The sequence below is a fragment of the Caulobacter sp. UNC358MFTsu5.1 genome, assembly GCF_000712075.1.
GTDB lineage: Bacteria > Pseudomonadota > Alphaproteobacteria > Caulobacterales > Caulobacteraceae > Caulobacter.
The window spans coordinates 504,469-523,031 of the sequence record NZ_JONW01000006.1 but is presented as its reverse complement, the minus strand read 5'-3'; the positions used below and the strand labels follow the sequence as shown (position 1 = coordinate 523,031).

14 protein-coding genes and 1 tRNA gene are annotated in these 18,563 nt (G+C 70.9%); 6 read left to right on the top strand and 9 right to left on the bottom strand.

All coding sequences use genetic code 11. The annotated features are described in order from the left end of the window. Nucleotides 1-35 precede the first annotated feature (35 nt). Nucleotides 36-2,546, bottom strand: a complete 2,511-nt coding sequence (locus BR39_RS0111150; RefSeq protein ID WP_029911387.1) for a TonB-dependent receptor — start codon at nucleotides 2,544-2,546, stop codon at nucleotides 36-38. Nucleotides 2,547-2,696: 150 nt separating this feature from the next. Here BR39_RS0111150 and BR39_RS0111145 point away from each other — a divergent pair, with 150 nt between their 5' ends. The 5 genes from BR39_RS0111145 to BR39_RS0111125 all read left to right on the top strand — a co-directional run bounded on the left by BR39_RS0111145 (nucleotide 2,697) and on the right by BR39_RS0111125 (nucleotide 6,244). Continuing rightward, the gene (locus tag BR39_RS0111145) at nucleotides 2,697-3,698 is read left to right on the top strand and encodes an RluA family pseudouridine synthase (protein WP_231499453.1); all 1,002 of its coding nucleotides are present in this window, start codon (nucleotides 2,697-2,699) and stop codon (nucleotides 3,696-3,698) included. 94 nt (nucleotides 3,699-3,792) lie between these two features. Next, the gene (locus BR39_RS0111140) at nucleotides 3,793-4,518 is read left to right on the top strand and encodes a hypothetical protein (RefSeq protein WP_029911380.1); all 726 of its coding nucleotides are present in this window, start codon (nucleotides 3,793-3,795) and stop codon (nucleotides 4,516-4,518) included. A gap of 109 nt (nucleotides 4,519-4,627) precedes the next feature. Continuing rightward, complete coding sequence (locus BR39_RS0111135; protein ID WP_029911377.1) at nucleotides 4,628-5,470, top strand: MBL fold metallo-hydrolase; 843 nt, start codon at nucleotides 4,628-4,630, stop codon at nucleotides 5,468-5,470. Between the two features lie 69 nt (nucleotides 5,471-5,539). Then, on the top strand, nucleotides 5,540-6,016 hold the full coding sequence (locus BR39_RS0111130) for a PaaI family thioesterase (RefSeq protein ID WP_081916676.1): 477 nt from the start codon (nucleotides 5,540-5,542) through the stop codon (nucleotides 6,014-6,016). Between the two features lie 138 nt (nucleotides 6,017-6,154). Further along, a tRNA-Ser gene (locus BR39_RS0111125) sits at nucleotides 6,155-6,244 on the top strand. Between the two features lie 50 nt (nucleotides 6,245-6,294). On the opposite strand, the gene BR39_RS0111120 is transcribed toward BR39_RS0111125, so the two are convergent. Beyond that, a complete protein-coding gene (locus BR39_RS0111120) occupies nucleotides 6,295-6,639 on the bottom strand; it encodes a hypothetical protein (RefSeq protein WP_029911372.1) in 345 nt (114 codons plus the stop codon). Nucleotides 6,640-6,791: 152 nt separating this feature from the next. On the opposite strand from BR39_RS0111120, the gene BR39_RS0111115 reads away from it, so the two are divergent. Then, nucleotides 6,792-8,462 carry an alpha-glucosidase gene (locus tag BR39_RS0111115; RefSeq protein ID WP_029911369.1) on the top strand — a complete coding sequence of 557 codons (1,671 nt, stop codon included), beginning with the start codon at nucleotides 6,792-6,794 and terminating at the stop codon, nucleotides 8,460-8,462. 25 nt (nucleotides 8,463-8,487) lie between these two features. Here the strand turns inward: BR39_RS0111115 and BR39_RS0111110 are convergent, their stop codons facing one another. The 7 genes from BR39_RS0111110 to ptsP form a co-directional block, all read right to left on the bottom strand. Beyond that, entirely contained in the window at nucleotides 8,488-9,984 is a 1,497-nt protein-coding gene (locus BR39_RS0111110) for a tyrosinase family protein (protein ID WP_081916674.1), read from the bottom strand. Nucleotides 9,985-10,090: 106 nt separating this feature from the next. After that, nucleotides 10,091-10,606 (bottom strand): hypothetical protein, encoded by a 516-nt coding sequence (locus tag BR39_RS0111105; RefSeq protein WP_156035700.1) that lies wholly within the window; start codon nucleotides 10,604-10,606, stop codon nucleotides 10,091-10,093. Between the two features lie 119 nt (nucleotides 10,607-10,725). Next, nucleotides 10,726-11,562: an alpha/beta fold hydrolase gene (locus BR39_RS0111100; RefSeq protein ID WP_029911357.1), complete on the bottom strand. Its 837-nt coding sequence runs from the start codon at nucleotides 11,560-11,562 to the stop codon at nucleotides 10,726-10,728. A 321-nt stretch (nucleotides 11,563-11,883) separates the two neighbouring features. After that, the gene (locus BR39_RS0111090; RefSeq protein WP_029911348.1) at nucleotides 11,884-12,609 is read right to left on the bottom strand and encodes a DUF6445 family protein; all 726 of its coding nucleotides are present in this window, start codon (nucleotides 12,607-12,609) and stop codon (nucleotides 11,884-11,886) included. Continuing rightward, the gene (locus BR39_RS0111085; protein WP_029911347.1) at nucleotides 12,606-14,198 is read right to left on the bottom strand and encodes a tryptophan halogenase family protein; all 1,593 of its coding nucleotides are present in this window, start codon (nucleotides 14,196-14,198) and stop codon (nucleotides 12,606-12,608) included. Before BR39_RS0111085 ends, BR39_RS0111090 begins: the two co-directional genes overlap by 4 nt. A gap of 41 nt (nucleotides 14,199-14,239) precedes the next feature. Then, nucleotides 14,240-16,042 carry an N-acetylglucosamine-specific PTS transporter subunit IIBC gene (gene nagE / locus BR39_RS0111080; protein ID WP_029911344.1) on the bottom strand — a complete coding sequence of 601 codons (1,803 nt, stop codon included), beginning with the start codon at nucleotides 16,040-16,042 and terminating at the stop codon, nucleotides 14,240-14,242. Nucleotides 16,043-16,045: 3 nt separating this feature from the next. Continuing rightward, nucleotides 16,046-18,562: a phosphoenolpyruvate--protein phosphotransferase gene (gene ptsP / locus BR39_RS0111075; protein ID WP_029911336.1), complete on the bottom strand. Its 2,517-nt coding sequence runs from the start codon at nucleotides 18,560-18,562 to the stop codon at nucleotides 16,046-16,048. Nucleotide 18,563: the final 1 nt, after the last annotated feature.

Genomic DNA, 18,563 nt, shown 5'->3' with positions numbered 1-18,563 from the left:
GGACATGCGCATGCGCATGTCCCCAAACGTACTTCCTACCGCCGCAGCGAGAACGTCACGCCGTAGTAGCGCGGGTTGCCGGCGATGAAGGTCGGGATGCCGAAGTTGTCGCCCGTGTTGCCGGCGTCCTTGATGTACTTCTCGTCGGTGGCGTTGGTGACGAAGGCGCCCACCGTCCAGCTGGCGAACGAGGGCTGGTACTGCACGCGCAGGTCCAGCAGGCCGTAGGCCTTCTGGAACTCGTCCACCGCCGTGTCGGGCAGCAGGTTGTTGACCTGCAGGGCGGCGATGTCGTTGTCGTCCGAGAAGAAGGTCTTGGACTGCCAGGCGTAGATCGGCGTGAAGCTGAACCGGCCGTTCAGGAGGTCGGCCGAGAAGGTCGCGCCCAGCGAGGCCTTGTGGTCCGGCGACAGGCGGAAGCGGTTGCCGTCGTAGAGGCCGGTGTCGAAGCGGCCGTGGCTGTAGGCGTAGGTGGCGAAGATCTCGGCGAACGAGGCCGCCTGCCAGGTGGCCTGGCCCTCGAAGCCGTAGGCCTTGGCCTTGCCGGCGTTGGTGGTGGTCGGCTTGTTGGCGACGATGATCGTGGTCTGGAAGTTGTCGTAGTCGTAGGCGTAGACCGCGCCGTCCAGGCTCAGGCGGCCGCCCAGGGTGCGGGTCTTGGCCCCGACCTCGTAGGAATCGACCGTCTCGGCCTCGACCGGGGTGAACCGCGCCGCGCCCATGGGGGCGCTGGGCTGGCCGACCGACAGCACCTCGGGACGGCGGCCGCGGGCGTAGGAAGCGTAGAGGCTGGTGTTGGCGTCGGGCTTGTAGCGGCCCACCAGGCGCCAGGTCAGGCCCTCGTCGGAGAAGTCCTGCGAATAGATGTCGCCGTTGTTGCTGGTCGGCTGCGAGACGATGCCGAACATCGGGATGGGATAGGCGGCCGAGGTCGGGATGCTGGCCGCGCCCGGCGTGGCCAGGGCCTGGATGAAGGCCAGGCGGCCGGTGGGCGTCAGGGTCGGCAGGATCGACGGCAGGGCGATCAGGGCGCCCAGGATCGAGCGGTCCTGGACGCTGGACGCGAAGGCGCTGGACTTGTCGTCGTGGGTGTAGCGCAGGCCGGCCGACAGTTCGAACCGGTCGTTCAGGCGCCAGGTGCCGTCGCCGTAGACGTCGAACGACTCGGTCTTGCCGTAGTTGGTGTAGCTCTCGCGGTGGGCGTGCAGGTTGGCGGCGATGCCCTGGGCGGCCGCGCCGGTGATCGCGCCGCCCGACAGACCGGTGACCAGGGCCGCCAGGAAGGTGTTGTTGGTCAGCACCGCGTTCGGCTGCGGGTTGGGCTTGGTCAGCTGGCCGGTGATCAGGGCCAGGGCGTAGCGTTCGTCGATCTGCGATGGCACCGAGGTCTGGGCGTCCTCGTTGAAATAGCTGACGCCGGCGAAGCCGCTGAGCGCGCCGCCGTCGTCGTAGTTCAGGCGGAACTCCTGGCTGTACTGCGTGCCGCGCGCGTCCTCGGCGAAGGTCAGCATCGGCAGCGAGAAGCCGTCCGGATCGAAGGTCTCGTTGCTCTGGAAGTGGCGGGCGGCGGTGATCGACGACAGCTTCCAGGCGTCGTTGAACTTATAGTCCACAAGGGCCGTGGCGCCCTGGACGAAGCGCTTGAGGCCCAGCTGGGCGCCGCCGTTGAAGCCGGAGCCGGCCGACAAGGCCGCGCCGGAGTTGGGATCGCGGTCGCCCAGGACCTGGCCGGTGGTCGGGTCGGTCGGATTGAACGTGCCCGACTTGAACGAGGTGCCGGTCGGATGGTCGGCCTCGTAGTTCAGGATCAGGTTGGCGTCGAGTTTGTCGTTCGGGGTCCAGCGGAAGGCCAGGCGGGCCGCGCCCGTGTCGGTCGAGCCCAGGTTCTTGCCGCCCAGCAGGTTCTCGACCGCGCCGTCGCGCTCTTTGTAGCGGCCGGCGAAGCGCACCGCGAAGGTGTCGCTCAGCGGCACGTTGGCCATGCCCTCGAACAGGCCGTAGCCGTGGTCGCCCAGCTCGGCGCCCACGCGCCAGTCCAGGGCGGCCGGGTCGGCCTTGTTCTGGATGATGTTGACCGCCCCGATCAGGGCGCCGCGCCCGAACAGGGTCGATTGCGGCCCCTTGGCCACCTCGATGCGCTGGACGTCGAACAGCTCGACGTACGAGCCGCGCGACTTGGAGATCGACACGCCGTCCTGGAACACCGACACGCGCGGCTCGACGGTGGCGTCGCCGCTGTCGGAGGTGATGCCGCGCATCACGAAGCCGGGGTTGTTGGGCGACTGGTTCTGGACCTGGAAGCCGGGGACGAAGGACGACAGCTTGTCGAACTCCTGCACGCCCAGGGTCTGGAGCGTCGAGCCCGAATAGGCGGTCAGGGCGATGGGCACGTCCAGCAGCTTCTGCTCGCGCTTCTGGGCGGTGACGACCAGTTCCTCGACCTGCTCGGAAGCCGGGGCGTCCGGTTCGGCGGCGTGGGCGACGCCGGCGATCAGCGCCAGGCCGCTGACGGCCGTCATGAGCAAGGTGGTGCGGAACGCGCGCATCGACTATCCCCTTCGAACGCAAGGCTTGAACCTGAGCCGTTAGGCGCGGGCGATGTCCGCCCTACGACATAGCCGTGACGGAGCCGTGAAGACGCCTTGATCCCGCCGACCGACCCGACCGAAGCGCTCGTCGAGGACGAGATCGACGAGCTGGACGCCTCCGAAACGGGCGCCGGGGGCGAGGTCGTGCGGATCGCGCTGGGCGCCGACCTGGCCGGTCAGCGCCTGGACAAGGCCCTGGCCGGCGCCGCGCCGGACCTGTCGCGGGCCCGCCTGCAGGCCCTGATCGCCGCCGGCCAGGTGTCGCTGGTCGTCGAAGGCCGGGCGCCCCGCCCGATGACCGACGGCAAGGCCAAGGCCCCTGCCGGGACCTATCTGGTGCTGGTCCCGCCGCCGGTCGCGGCCGAGCCCGAGCCGGAGGACATCCCGCTGGCCGTGCTCTACGAGGACGCCCACCTGATCGTCATCGACAAGCCGCCGGGCATGGCCGCCCACCCGGCGCCGGGCTGCGAGACCGGCACCCTGGTCAACGCCCTGCTGTTCCACTGCGGCGCCAGCCTGTCGGGGATCGGCGGCGTGGCCCGGCCCGGCATCGTCCATCGCCTGGACAAGGAGACCTCGGGCGTGATGGTGGCGGCCAAGACCGACGCCGCCCACCAGGGGCTGTCGGCCCTGTTCGCGACCCACGACATCGACCGCATGTACGTGGCCCTGACCCGGGGCGCGCCGCATCCGGCCGTCGGCACGATCGAAACGCGCCTGGGCCGCTCGCCGCACGACCGCAAGAAGATGGCGGTGCTGAAGACCGGCGGCCGCGAGGCGATCACCCACTATCGCGTCGAGAAGACCTTCGGCGCGCCGGACAAGCCGGTGGCCGCGCGCGTCGCCTGCCGGCTGGAGACCGGCCGCACCCACCAGATCCGCGTCCACATGGCCAGCAAGGGTTCGCCCTGCCTGGGCGACCCGGTCTACGGCGCCGGCGCCCCCGCCGCCCCGGTCAAGGCGGCGATCGTCGAGCTCGGCTTCGCCCGCCAGGCCCTGCACGCGGCCGTGCTGGGCTTCGTCCATCCGATCACGGGAGAAACCCTGCGGTTCGAGACCCCCCTTCCGCCGGACATGGCGGCGCTGGAAGCGGCCCTTGAAGCGCTCTGAGCGCGTCGCCAGGTACGGCTTGCGCGCCTGATACATTCAGGCCCTAATTCGGTTACAGATCGCGCCCACTGTGGCGGGGTCGGAGGTTTCGTCCATGTTCGCGTCCCGCATCGTCCTCGCCGCCCTGCTCGCCCTGCCGCTGGCCCTGCCCGCAGCCGCGTTCGCCCGTTCGGCCGACGACGAGGTCGTGACCACCGCCGCCTCGCGCGCCACCCGTCCGCCGACCGAGGCCGAGCTGGAGCAGGCCAAGGCCGACGCCCGGGCCCGCGCCGAGGCCGAACGCGCCGCCAAGCCGGTCACCACCCAGGACCAGATCTCGGCCTGGGTCGCCGACGCGCCGCCCGTCGAAGGCTCGGCCTTCGGCTACACCCCGCGCGCCGAACTCGACGTCAACGGCTACCCGCTGGACAAGGACGGCAAGCGTCAGGTCCACGGCGAGGTCGGCGTCAGCGTCGGCACCGGCGGCTATCGCAGCGGCTATGTCTCCAGCCTGATCCCGATCGGCGAGACCGGCACCCTGGGCGTCACGGTCGGCAAGACCGACTACGGCAAGCACGGCGGCTACGGCTATTACAGCGGATACGGCGGCGGGTACGGCGGCGGGTACGGCGGCCCCTACGGCTACGGCTGGGGTCCGCGCGGCGGCAGCTCGCAGTCCCTGGCCCTGTCGCTGGACATGCGCGGCGGCGGCGGACGCAGCCGCTCCGACACGCCCGAGGGCTGCGCCCCCGGCTTCCGCGACGGCGAGCGCTATGTCGAGCCGGTCTGGGTGACCGAGATGCGCGGCGACAAGAGCTGCGACGCGGCCGCCCGTCCCTAGATCCCCGCCTGAGACGAATCGCCTCGGGGCGCGATCCGGCGGTTTTGTTCGCCGATACTTAAGGGGTTGCGGTCAAGGTGCGCGCCTCAGGGCGTCATCGGACCGATCTATGCAGCCGGAAATCACCGCTTTCCATCACCCCGCGACCGGGCGGGTGACCTATCTGATCGCCGATCCGGCCACCTTGCTCTGCGCCTTCGTCGACCCCGTGCTCGACTACGACCCGCGAACCCAGGCCGTCGACACCCGCTTCATCGACGCGATCATCGCCGACGTCCGCGCCAAGGACCTGGGCCCGACCTGGATCCTCGAGACCGGCCTGCACACCGACCACCTGTCGGCGGCCGGCCACCTGAAATACGAGACCGGCGCCTCGATCTGCATCGGCGCCCCGGTGCTGGACAGCCTCAAGCGCCTGGTCCCCGTGCTGGGCGACGACGGGGTCGATCTGGAAGGCTGGGACTTCGACAAGCTGGCCCAGGACGGCGAGGCCCTGCCGATGGGTGGGATCGAGATCACCGCCATCGCCCTGCCCGGCCGCCTGCCCGGCGCCACCGCCTATCAGATCGGCGACGTCGTGTTCGCCGGCTCGGCCATCCTGCCGCCCGACCAGGGCCTGGACGACAGCGCCGCCCCCGGCGCCGACCCCGCCGGCCAGCACGCCGCCGCCCGTCAGCTTCTGGGCCTGCCGCCCGAGACCCGCCTGCTGGTCGGCCAGACCGGCGAGGTCATCGACGCCTGGAGCACCACGGTCGCCGAGCAGAAGGCCCGCAACGTCGACGCCGGCGACGCCGTGCCCGCCGAGGCCTTCGTCGCCCGCCGCGCCGCCGTCGCGGCCGCCCCCGGCCCGCTGGCCGCCCCGGCCCTGCAGGTCGGAATCCGCGCCTTCCGCCTGCCGCCGCAGGGCGAGGACGGCAAGCGCTTCCCGCCGGTCGACGTCAGTTCCATTTAAAAACGCACTTGCCTTGTCCGGGTCCGCACGCCTAGATGCTTCGCACGCGAAGAACCAGGAACGCCCGCCATGGCCGAAGACAAGACCGCCGCCCAGTCGCCGCTCGACGCCGCCCGCACCGCCGGCGAGGGCGACCGCAGCGCCGCCCTGACGGCCGGCCAGCAGGGCCACCTGCCCGACCTGCTCGGGCTGGAATGGCTGGAGGCCACGACCGGCCGCGTGCGCGGCCGCATGACCGTGACCCAGCGCCACATGGCTCCCAACGGCTTCCTGCACGCCGCCAGCGTCATCGCCCTGGCCGACAGCGCCTGCGGCTACGGCTGCGTGGTCTCGCTGCCGCCGGGCGCCGTCAGCTTCACCACCATCGAGCTGAAGTCCAACTTCCTGGGCACGGTGCGCGAGGGCGGCGGCGCGGCGGTGGAGGCCACCCTGGTCCACAGCGGCCGCAACACCCAGGTCTGGGACGCCGTCGTCACCGCCGAGGAGACCGGCAAGACCATCGCGCTTTTCCGCTGCACCCAGATGGTTCTGTATCCGAAAGCCTAGGTTCGGCTGGGCTTCCGCGCGGAAACCGCCCCCCGCGACACAAAAGCTTGTCACAGGCTCTTGCACTCTTCCGGCGACGCCGCTAGGTATCCCGCCCTCACTCAAGGCACGCCTCCGGGCGGGCCTGGAAGACCCCCTGGAGAGGTGGCAGAGTGGTCGAATGTACCGCACTCGAAATGCGGCGTGCCTGGAAGGGCACCGTGGGTTCGAATCCCACCCTCTCCGCCATTACCCCCTGAAATAGAAGCATCGACCCAAGCCTCGCGGGCGACGCCGCGTCAGCGGATCGTGACGCGCTTGACGACGATCGCGTCGCCGCCGTCGACGGCGGGGACCTTGGTCTCGACCACCTCGACATCGGCCCCCGCGTCGCGGAACTCGTCCAGGCGGGCGGCCGTCTGCGAGCCGAAGGCCGAGGCCGGCAGGCTGATATTGAACCCGCCCGCGCCGCGGATGGCCTGCATCACCAGCTCGTCGGTCAGGTAGTAGCGCGCCCAGTAGCGGTCGGGATCGGTGGCCATGACGTGGGCGGCCTCGGCCTGGCGGGCCTGCTCCTCGTCACGGCGCGCCTGCACCAGCTTGGCGTCCTCGCGCGCCATCGCCAGCTCGGTCTTGAACGACATCGAGACCTCCCTCCAGGGTGAAGACAACCTTGGCTATTGTTAGTGGATATCACCACCTTAACGTACAGCCACAAGGACGCAAGGCGGCGGCGGTCGCCAGGAACGGTCCGACCGGCTAGCGTCGGACCCAGTCGTCCCAGCGGAGCCCTGTCGTGAACGCCGATCCCATCGCCCAGCGCCCCTGGTGGAAGGACGCGGTCGTCTACCAGATCTATCCGCGCTCGTTCCTCGACACGGACGGCGACGGAGTGGGCGACCTACCGGGGATCACGGCCCGGCTGGACTATCTGCAGGCCCTGGGCGTCGACGTGGTCTGGCTGTCGCCGCACTTCGACAGCCCCAACGCCGACAACGGCTACGACATCCGCGACTACCGCAAGGTGATGGCCCAGTTCGGGACCATGGCCGATTTCGACGCCATGCTGGCCGGGATGACCGCGCGGGGCATCCGGCTGATCATCGACCTGGTGGTCAACCACAGCAGCGACGAGCACGCCTGGTTCGTCGAGAGCCGCAAGGGGCGGGATAATCCGTACAGGGATTACTACATCTGGCGCGACGGCAAGGAAGGCGGCCCGCCCAACAACTACGGCGCCTTCTTCGGCGGCCCGGCCTGGACATTCGACCCAGGTGAGGGCGACGAGGCCAGCGGCCAGTACTACCTGCACTATTTCGCCGCCAAGCAGCCCGACCTGAACTGGGAGAATCCCAAGGTCCGGGGAGAGGTCTACGACCTGATGCGCTTCTGGCTCGACAAGGGCGTGTCGGGCTTCCGGATGGACGTGATCCCGTTCATCTCCAAGCAGCCGGGCCTGCCGGACCTGACGCCGCAGGAGCGCCGCGCGCCGCAGTTCGTCTATGCCGCCGGCCCCAGGCTGCACGAGTATCTGCGCGAGATGCGCCGCGAAGTCCTGGACCACTACGACACCATGACCGTCGGCGAGGCGTTCGGCGTGCGGCCCGACCAAGCGCGCGACCTGATCGACAGCCGCCGGCGCGAGCTGGACCTGGTGATCAATTTCGACATCGTCCGCATGGACATCGACGGCTGGCGCAAGACGTCCTGGACCCTGCCCCGGCTGAAGGCGCTCTATACGGAGCTGGACCAGGCCGCCGGGCCGTTCGGCTGGAACACCCAGTTCCTGTCCAACCACGACAACCCGCGCTCGGTCTCGCACTTCGGCGACGACGATCCCGAATGGGTCGAGCGCTCGGCCAAGGTCCTCAACACCCTGATCCTGACCCAGCGCGGCACGCCGTTCCTCTACCAGGGCGAGGAGCTGGGCATGACCAACTACCCGTTCGCCACCCTGGACGACTTCGACGACCTGGAGGTGGCCGGCCGCTGGCGCGACGTGAAGCATCGGGTGTCGGAGGAAGAATACCTGGCCAACGCCCGGGCCATGGGCCGCGACAACAGCCGCACCCCGATGCAGTGGACATCCGGCCCGAACGGCGGCTTCACGACGGGCAAGCCGTGGCTGGCGGTCAATCCGAACACCGCGGCGATCAACGCCGAAGACGAGGCGGCGCGGCCGGACTCGGTGCTGGCCCACACCCGCGCCCTGATCGCCTTCCGGCGCGGCTCGACCGACCTGAAGGAAGGCGACTACCGCGACCTCGACCCCGAGCATCCCCGGGTCTTCGCCTATCGCCGCGGGGCGGGCCTGCTGGTGGCGCTGAACTTCGGCCGCGAGGTCGTGCGCTGGCCGCTCCCCGAAGGCCTGGCCGTCGAGGGGCCGGCCTTCGGGACCGCCGAGATCGACGGGCGCGACCTGGTGCTGCGCGGTTGGGGGTGGGCGATCCTGCGGGTGCGGCCTTAGCCCTCCGCTTCGCCCTCCCCCGCGCCTAGGCCGTGACGATCGAGACCGAGGCCACGGTCGGTGGCTTGCCGATCTCGCCCTGCGGCACGAAGGTCACGCTGGGCGACGGGCCCAGCTGGCCCTTGGCGGTCAGGTCGGCGGCCTTGTCGGTGATGTCGAACACCAGGCTGGGGCCGGCGTTCGGGCCGTGCTCGTGGCCGACCAGGTTGAACGAGCCGAACGTGCCCACATAGTTGGGGCTGTCGGTCCCGCCCGGCGTCGCCCCCTCGGGCAGGCCGACATAGACGTTGTAGGTGCCGCCGAAGGCCTCGTCCGCCATCACCCCGGCCAGGGCCAGGAAGACGCCGCCGCCCTTGCTCGGCGGGGCCGCCGCCAGCAGGTTGGAGCCGCCGCTGTTGCTGGCGCGCGGCGGGCTGGCCAGCTTCAGCAGGGTCGGGCCGGTCGCCGACAGGGTCACCCCGCCGTGGTGCTCGCCGGCGACCGCCGCGGTGGCGGCCAGGGGCGCGGTCTTGAGGAACTGCGGCGCGCGCAGGCGCTTGGCGCCGGGCACCTTCTGGTAGGTGTCGTACTGGTAGCCCAGCTTGCCGATGGTGCTGGCGTTGTTGAGCAGCACGTCGACGCGCTTGCCCTGGCCGTTGGCGAAGGGGAACAGGCGCGTGCCCCAGTCCGGATTGCCGTAGCCCATGTTGTTCCAGCTGGCCCACAGCCGGTCGATGTTGCAGTGGTGCAGCCAGAACACCGGGTCGCCCGCCGCCGTGGGCACGTAGCCCATGTTGGTGCTGTTGCCGGTCAGGTCGTGCACCATGCCGTGCGGGTTGTTGTTCAGCGTCGGGCAGAAGCCCGTCGAGCCGTCGTTGCTGATGTAGTAGCCGTACTTGAAGGCGTTGAGGTTCAGCGCGCCGGGGTTCTGCTGGTCGATCCGCTGGCCCTGGTTCACCCAGGTGTTGCGGTTGGGCTTGTACAGCGGGCTGGACGTGTTGGTGTAGAACTCCGGCGGGATCGACAGGGCCGCGACCGAGCCCTGCAGATAGTCCCAGTACGGCAGGGTGAAGCTGGCGTCCTGCAGCACGTTGCGGATGATCTGCTCGAAATAATAGACGAACCAGCGGTGCCACGGCAGGAAGTAGGTGCCCAGGAACCGGGTCGGATTGCTCGGGTCGTAGCTGTGCGGCTGGCAGCTGTCCCACATGGCCGAGGCCAGGTCGCGGTTGTAGCTGGGCTGGCTTCCATAGATCTGCTGCAGCATCTGGTTCTTGGTCTGCACGGCCTGGTTCCAGTTGGCCGAGCCGGGGATCCAGTGGGTGTACCACTGGAAGTTCCAGTGCCGGGGATCGCCCGCCGGGATCTGGTTGCGCATGATGTCGACGGCCTTGGCGTACTTGACCAGCATCGCCTTGCCTTGCGGACTGGTGGCGCTGTAACGGGTGCTGACGGTTTGGGCCTGGGCCTCGAGGCCGCCGAAGCCCACCGCCGTCGCGCCGGCCAGCGCCCCGATCATGACGTCACGCCGAGTCTCAACCATCGCCTGCCCTCCATCCCGTCGTCGCGAGATTTCTCGCTATGAGTGCAGTCAGGCTATTGCCAGGTTTGCGCGAGTCAACAACTTTCGCGACGCATGACGTCAGGACTCAATCCTGGGATTGACGCACCAGCCGCGCGCCGGTCACCACCAGGGGCGAGCCGTCGCCGCCGCGCGGGACGATCGTGAGGACCAGGGGCCGCCCGGACTCCGCCGACAGCGCGGCGCGGACCTGCGGCGGCAGGGGGAAGACGCGATCGGCGCCTTCGGACCGGCCGGCCAGGTCGTAGAGGCTGAGCGCCCCGACATAGCCGGGATCGCCGGTCGCCGCCCGGGCCGGTCCGGAGGGGCCCACGAACAGGTTGTAGGTCGCGCCGGACGGGGTCTCGGCCTTCAGGCCCGTCAGCACCAGGGTCACCGGTCCGGTCGCCGCGCCGCGCAGGGCCTCGGGCGCGGCGCGCTCCAGCGGCAGTTCCACGGCCTGCGCCATGACGGTGGCCGGACCGTTCCAGCGCGCCAGCCAGGCCGGTCCGGGCTCGGCCCGCGTGCCGCAAGCCGCCGCTGTCAGGGCGAGGGCGAGCCCCAGGAGGGGCGTCGTCCGCCGTCGTCCGCGTGGTCCTCGCATGCCGTCGGCCTCCGCGCCGTCACCGCGGCCACCCTACGCCCGATCGCCCGGACCCGAAACGCCGAAGGGGCGCCCGCCGGCCGGCGGCCGCCCCTCCTTCGTTCGTCCGGAACCTCAGCCTAGGCCTTGATGAAGGCCAGCAGGTCGGGATTGATGATTTCCGGATGGGTCGTGCACATGCCGTGCGGCAGGCCCGGATAGGTCTTCAGCGTGCCCTTCTTGAGCAGCTTGATGCCGATGCGGGCGGAGTCGTCGATCGGCACGATCTGGTCGTCCTCGCCGTGCATCAGGAACACGGGCACGTCGACGCTCTTGAGGTCCTCGGTGAAGTCGGTTTCCGAGAAGGCCTTGATGCAGTCGTAGTGGGCCTTGGTCCCGCCCATCATGCCCTGGCGCCACCAGTTCTCGACCACCGCCGGCGACACCTTCGCGCCCGGACGGTTGAAGCCGTAGAACGGGCCGGCGGCCACGTCGTGGAAGAACTGGGCGCGGTTGGCGACCTGGGCGGCGCGGAAGCCGTCGAACACCTCGATCGGCAGGCCGCCCGGGTTCTTGTCGCTCTTGACCATGATCGGCGGCACGGCGCCGATCAGCACGGCCTTGGCCACGCGGCCGGGCTTGGCGCGGGCCACGTAGTGGATGACCTCGCCGCCGCCGGTGGAGTGGCCCACGTGGACGGCGTTCTTCAGGTCCAGGTGGTCGGTCAGGGCGATGACGTCGGCGGCGTAGGTGTCCATCTCGTTGCCGGTGTCGGTCTGGGTGGACCGGCCGTGGCCGCGACGGTCATGGGCGATGACCCGGAAGCCCGCGGCCAGGAAGAACATCATCTGGTTGTCCCAGTCGTCGGCGCTGAGCGGCCAGCCGTGGTGGAACACGATCGGCTGGGCGGTCTTGGGCCCCCAGTCCTTGTAGAAGATCTGCGTGCCGTCCTTGGTGGTGACGAAGCCGCTGCTCATGATGGTGTCTCCTGGGGATTTGGGCGAGGCCTTGGGCGTCGCCGCGGTCGATGTGGACGCCGAGAGCGAGGGGATCGCGCTCATCAGGGCCAGGCTGAGGCCGCTGGTGACGACGTCGCGCCGCGACGCGCCGTCCTGTTCATCGGAAGACGTGGTCATGCGCCGGCCCCTCTCTGTCGAGCCGGCGCTGGTCGCCGGCGTCCGCGCGGGAGGCTAGGCCGATCGCGGGCGGGCGGCTTGGACATGCCTGCCGTGGTTTGTAGGTTCTGACAGCGCTGGCGCCGAAGGCGGAGGGACGCCGCTCGTCCGGCGTTGAGGGCGTCAGCCGGCTTCGGGACGGAAGAAGGTGTTGGCCGTCAGCCGGCCCCGGCGGGGATCGGCGTCGGCGGGCCGGTCGGACAGCACGCCGGCGTGCAGCAGGTTGCTGGCGTAGACGATGATCCGGTTGAACGTCGGCGCGACGACGGCGGTCTGCTCGAACAGGGCGTTGGAGGCGGCGATGTAGCCCTCGTCCGCCCCGACGGCCCCCGTCGCCATCTCCTCGCGCAGGGCGGCCAGGTAGGCGGGGCCGCGCGCGGGATCGATCGTCTCGAAGCCGGTGGCGCGGTGCCGGTAGAAGGCGGTGCCGCCGTGCGGGGGGCCGCACAGATAGTGCAGGATCGCCAGCTGGGTTGGCGAGGTGGTGTCGATGTGCGGCAGGCGCTGGGCCCAGGTCGCCTGGTCGGCCGGCAGGACCGCCATCGACAGGGCGCAGGTGACGTGGGCCTTGCCGCCCGCCGCGACGCCGAAGGTCTCCGCCAGATAGGGCCTCAGGGCCGTGACCAGGGCCTGGACATAGCCCGGCGGGGCGGGCGCGCGGACCCCGGGATAGAAGTTCACGGCCGCCTTGACCGGAGCCAGGACGGCCGTCTCGGCGGCGAAGTCGACCAGGCGCTCGGCCCCGTCCAGCAGGCCGTCCAGGATCAGGACCGGGCTTTGCTCCTGGCCGACGCGCAGGAGCTCGACGCGGGGATCGGGGCCGGGCGCGAAGGCGGCGGTCTCGTTCACCGCCGGGGCGCCTCGGCGGCCTCGGCCGCGGCCAGGTCGGGGGCCTTGGTGGTGAAGCCGCGCGTGTAGACGTCGGTCAGCAGGGCCCGATGATCGGGCAGGCCGGCGGCGGCGCGGCGGCCCGCCTCCTGCACCCGCCCGAAGTCAGCCCGCGCCAGGTCGCCGTGGGCGTGGGCGGCCGGATCGACCTCCGTCCCATAGCCCATGCCGTACAGGATGTACTGGTAATTGAAGTACTTGAAGCTCTCGTGGAGGTTCGGGAAGTCGAACGCGTTGGGCGGCCGGTGCCGCCACATCGCCAGGTGGTCCTGCAGGCTCTCCGGGATCGAGGCGGGGTCGCAGTTGTCGGTCCAGAACGCGTTGTCGGTCCGCTGGCTAATGCAGTAGTGCAGCTTGATGAAATCGATGGCCCGCAGGTAGCGGTCGGTCATGGCCGTATTGAACTGGCGGGCCGCGGCCTCCATCCCACCCCGGCGCGGCAGGTTGCGGGCCAGCATGTAGGCGGCGGCCTCGATCAGGACGATGCCGGTGGATTCCAGCGGCTCCAGAAATCCGCCCGACAGGCCCACGGCCACGCAGTTCTTGATCCAGTGCGCCTCGCGGTGGCCGACCTTCAGCTTCAGCAGGCGCGGCGTCAGGCCCTCGCCGGCCTTGCCGACATAGCCCTTGATGATCTCTTCGGCCCGGTCGTCGGTGGTGTGGCGGCTGGAATAGACATAGCCCGTGCCTCGCCGGTCGGGCAGGCCGATGTCCCAGGTCCAGCCGGCCTCGTGGGCGGTGGAGATGGTGGTGGTGGCCACCGGCGCGTCGGGGCGGTCGTAGGGCACCTGCAGGGCCAGGGCGCGGTCGACGAACAGGGTGTCGCCCTTGTCGATCCAGGCGCTGCCCATGGCCTCGCCGATCAGGGCCCCGGCGAACCCGGTGCAGTCGATATAGAGGTCGGCCGTCAGGTCGCCGTGCTCGCGGGTGGTCAGCGAGGCGATCGAGCCGTCCTCGGCCTTGTTGACGCCCTGCACGTTGCCCAGCACGTGCTTGACGCCCGTGGCCTTGCCGACGTCGCGCAGCAGGTTGGCCAGGCGTCCGGCGTCGAAATGGTAGGCGTAGGCCATCGGCCCGCCGTACTGCGGATCGTCGAGGCGCTTGGGCCCGCGACCGGCGTCGCAGACCTTGTCCTGCAGGGTGACGGCGTCCGAGAACGGGATGTCGCCCGCCCCGCCCATCAGCCAGTAGGGCGCCAGGTCCAGACCGCCGTTCAGCAGCCGGGGCTGGGCGAACGGATGGTAGTAGTGGCTGTGGACCCCGTCCTTGGGCGCGGTCTTCCAGTCGACGAACTTGATGCCCTGCTTGAAGGCCGCCCCGGCCTCGCGCATGAACCGCGCCTCGTCGACGCCGATGGTGCGCATGGTGTTCTGGATGGTCGGGAAGGTGCCCTCGCCCACCCCGATGATGCCGATCTCGCTGGACTCGATCAGGGTGATGCGCACCCCGTCCGGCCGGGCCGAGCCCAGGCGGCGGGCCAGGTAGGCGGCGGTCATCCACCCAGCCGTGCCGCCCCCGACGATCAGGATGTCGTTGATCGCCTTGTCCACGCCCGTCCCCCTACGCTTTCCGCATTCCTAGCACCGCGCCGTCAGGCGGGCAGCAGGCAACGCACCGCCTCGCCGATCCGCTCGGCGTCGGGGCCCAGCACCACGTGCACGGCGCGCTCGCCCACCCGGACCACGCCGCGCGAGTCCAGGGCCGCCAGGGCCGCCTCGTCCACCCGGCCGTTGTCGCGCACCACCAGCCGCAGGCGGCTGGAGCAGGCGCCGACCGCCTCGACATTGGCCGAACCGCCCAGGGCGGCGACCAGGGTCTCGGCCCGGCTATCGTCGGCCGCGGTGGGCAGGGCCGAGGTCAGGGGCGCGGCCTTGGCGGCGACGGCCTTGGCCGGCGCGGCGCCGCCGCCGGCGTTCATGGCCGCGCGGATCTCGCCGGCCACCTGGTCGGCCACCGGCCCCAGCACGACCTGCAGGGCCTTGTCCGACGGCTTGACGATCCCCCGCGCGCCCAGGGCCTTCAGGGCCGGCTCGTTGACCGCGCCCTGGTCGGCGACGATCAGGCGAAGGCGGGTGGTGCAGGCGTCGACGCTGGTGAGATTGGCCGCCCCGCCCAGGGCCGCCACAAAGTCCGCGCCGCGTCCGCCGCCCGTGCTCACCACGGGCGCGGCCACCGCGTCGTCGGCCTCGCGGCCCGGGGTCTTCAGGTCGAAGCGCTGGATGGCGAAGCGGAAGATCCCGTAATAGATCGCGCCGTAGACCAGCCCCACCGGGATCAGCAGCAGCGGGTGCGTGGCCTTGTTGAAGTTCAGCACGTAGTCGAACAGGCCCGCCGAGAAGCCGAAGCCCAGCTTGATGTCCAGGATGTTCATCAGGGCCATGGCCAGGCCGGTCAGCACCGCGTGGATCGCGAACAGCAGCGGGGCCAGGAACATGAAGGTGAACTCGATCGGCTCGGTCACGCCGGTCAGGAACGAGGTCAGGGCCAGCGAGCCCAGCATGCCGCCGACGGCCTTGCGCTTGTCGGGCCGGGCCGTGTGGTACATGGCCAGGCACGCGGCGGGCAGGCCGAACATCATCACCGGGAAGAAGCCGCTCATGAACGCCCCGGCGCTCTTGTCGCCGGCCGCGAAGCGGTTGAGGTCGCCGGTGGCGCCGTTGAAGTCGCCCAGGATGAACCAGACCACGTTGTTGAGGATGTGGTGCAGGCCGGTGACGATCAGCAGGCGGTTGAGCAGGCCGTAGACGAACAGGCCCACATTGCCCGAGGCGGTGACCAGGCCCGACAGGCCGTCGACGCCCGCCTCCAGCCCGCTCCACGCGAAGCCGAAGATCAGGGCCAGCAGCACCCCGGCCAGACCGGCCACGATTGGCACGAAGCGCCGCCCGCCGAAGAAGGCCAGGTATTCCGGCAGCTTGATGTTGCTGTAGCGGTTGTAGAGCCAGCCGCAGATCACGCCCGACAGGATGCCGACCGGGATCGACAGCTTGCCGATCTCCTTGGCCTTCCAGGCCGCGACGGTCAGGTCCCTGGCGCCCTCCACGGCCTGGGCGGCGACGTCGGGCGGCACGACCATCAGGGCGTCGACGCCCTTGGTGGCGATCACGTAGCAGACCACCCCCGCCAGGCCCGCCGCCCCGTGGTTCTCGCGCGCCAGGCCCACGGCCACGCCGATGGCGAAGATCAGGCCCAGGCTGGCGAAGATCGCCCCGCCGGCCGCGCCGAAGACGTTGGCCACGGTCAGCGACAGGTCGTGGGTCAGCATCGCCAGTTCGGGCCGGCCAAGGAGGTCGTTCTGGCCGATGCGCAACAGCAGGGCCGCCACCGGCAGCACGGCGATGGGCAGCATCAGGGCCCGGCCCAGGGGCTGGAGGAATTCGAGCGGGGACTTCATCGCTTAGGCTCCAACCTTCTGGTGGAAGGCTTTGCAGAGATCTCGGACGGCCTCGGGCGAGGTCTGGTCCAGCGCCTGGCGGGCGAGGGCCCGGCAGGCCTCGACGTCCAGGGTCCGCACCAGGGCCTTCACCTCCGGCACGGTCGCCGCGGTGGCGGAAAGTTCGGTGACGCCCAGCCCGACCAGCACCGGCACGGCGACCAGGTCGGAGGCCAGGCCGCCGCAGACGCCGACCCAGCGCTGGTGGCGCGCCGCGCCCTTGCAGGTCTGGTCGATCATCCGCAGCACGGCGGGATGCAGGGCGTCGATGCGGGCGGCCAGCTCGGGATTGCCCCGGTCCATGGCCAGCACGTACTGGGTCAGGTCGTTGGTGCCGATCGACAGGAAGTCGGCCTCGGCGGCGATCAGGTCGGCGGTGACGGCGGCGGCGGGGGTCTCGATCATCACCCCCAGCTCGACCCGCTCGGTGATCCCCATCTCGCGCTTGGCCTCCTCCAGCACCGCGCGGACGGCGCGCAGCTCGTCGAGGCTGGCGATCATCGGGACCATGATCCGGCACTGGCCCAGCGGCTTGACCCGCAGGATGGCCCGCAGCTGGGTCTTCAGCAGGTGCGGCCGCCACAGGCTCACGCGCACGCCGCGCAGGCCCAGGGCCGGGTTCTCCTCGGCCGGGATCGGCAGATAGGGCGCGGCCTTGTCGCCGCCGACGTCCAGGGTGCGGATGATCAGCGGGCGGCCGTCCAGGGCCGAGGCGATGGCCTGGTACTGGCGGGCCTGCTCGTCCTCGTCGGGCGGGGTCTCGCGCTCCAGGAACAGGAACTCGGTGCGCAGCAGACCCGAGCCCTCCGCGCCGTTGGCGGCGGCGGCCAGGGCGTCGTTCAGCGAGCCGACATTGCCGAAGACCTCGATCCGCGTCCCGTCGGCCGTGCGGCTTTCCTGGTGGGCGGCGGCCTTGGCGGCGGCCTTGCGCTCGTGGCGGGCGGCGATGGCGGTCTGGGCGGCGGCCAGCTGGGCGGCGTCGGGACCGACGCGCAAGCTGCCGTCCTCGGCGTCGAGGATCAGGGCCGCGCCCTCGGTGACGTCCAGCACGCCCGGGCCGGCGGCGACGATGGCCGGGATGCCCATGGCGGCGGCCAGGATGGCCACGTGCGAGGTCGGCCCGCCCTTGGCCGTGCAGAAGCCGGCCACCTGGCCCGCCTCCACGCCCATCAGCTGGGAGGGCAGCAGTTCGTCGGCCAGCAGGATGGCGCCGGGCGGCAGGGCGCGGGCCTCGTCCTCCTCGCCCGACAGGGCGCGCAGCACCTGGCGCTCCAGGTCGATCAGGTCGTCGACGCGCTCGGCCAGGCGACGGTCGCCCAGGCCGCGCAGGGCCTCGACATAACCGCCCACGGCGCGTCGCCAGGCGAAGCCCGCGCTCTTGCCGTCGGCGATCAGCCGATGGGCCGAGGCGGTCAGTTCGGGATCTTCCAGGAAGGCCAGGTGGGCGCCGAGGATGGCCTTGCGGGCGGTGTCGCCCTTGCTGGCCGACTTCTCGATCTTGGCGCGGACCTGGACCAGGGCGTCCTCCAGGGCGGCGCGCTCGTGGCCCGCACCGGCGCCGGCCTCGGTCACCACGATGTCGCTGGAGACGAAGCGCACGGCCTGGCCGATCGCCAGGCCCGGGGCGGCCATCACCCCGCGCAGCAGGCCGGGCTCGCTGGGCGGGGCCGCGCGGACGGCCTCGACGACGGCGGCGGGCGCGGCGGTCGGCGGCAGGGCCGCGCTCTCGCCCATGCCGCCCTCGATCAGCTCGGCGATGGCGGCCACGGCGAAGTCGGCGTCGGGACCCGAGGCGACGACGCTGATGCGGTCGCCGTGGCGCACGGCCAGCGACATCACCCCGACCGGGCTCTTGGCGCTGGCCCGGCGGTTGACCGCGACCAGGGCCACCTCGGCGGCGAACTTGCGGGCGCTCTCGGCGATGCGGGCGGCCGGGCGGGCGTGGATGCCGTGCTGCAGCGGCACGACGACCTCGCGCGCCACCTCGCCCTCGGCGATGGCCAGCACCGCGCCGGCGCCGCTCACCGGGGCCAGCTCCATCAGGAAGTCGCCCACCGCGGCGGCGTGGTCCTGCTCGCGGCGCACGATCTGGAAGGCGTCGGCGTTGGTGATCACCACCGGGGTGATCAGGCTCTTGGCGCGCTGGCTCAAGAGGTCCAGGTCGAAGCTGATCAGCTTGTCGCCCGTCTTGACCGCCTGGCCGTCCTTGACGTGGACCTCGAAGCCCTCGCCGCCCAGGCCGACAGTCTCCAGCCCGACGTGCATCAGGATCTCGGCGCCGTTGTCGGCCCGCAGGGTGACGGCGTGGCGCGTGCCGTGCACGGCGATCACCCGCGCGTCGCAGGGCGCATGCAGGGTCGAGCCCAGCGGGTCGATGGCCAGGCCGTCGCCCAGCATGCGCTCGGCGAACACCGCGTCGGGCGTCTCGTCCAGCGGGGCGACCCAGCCCTTGAGCGGCGAGGACAGTACGAGATTGGACACC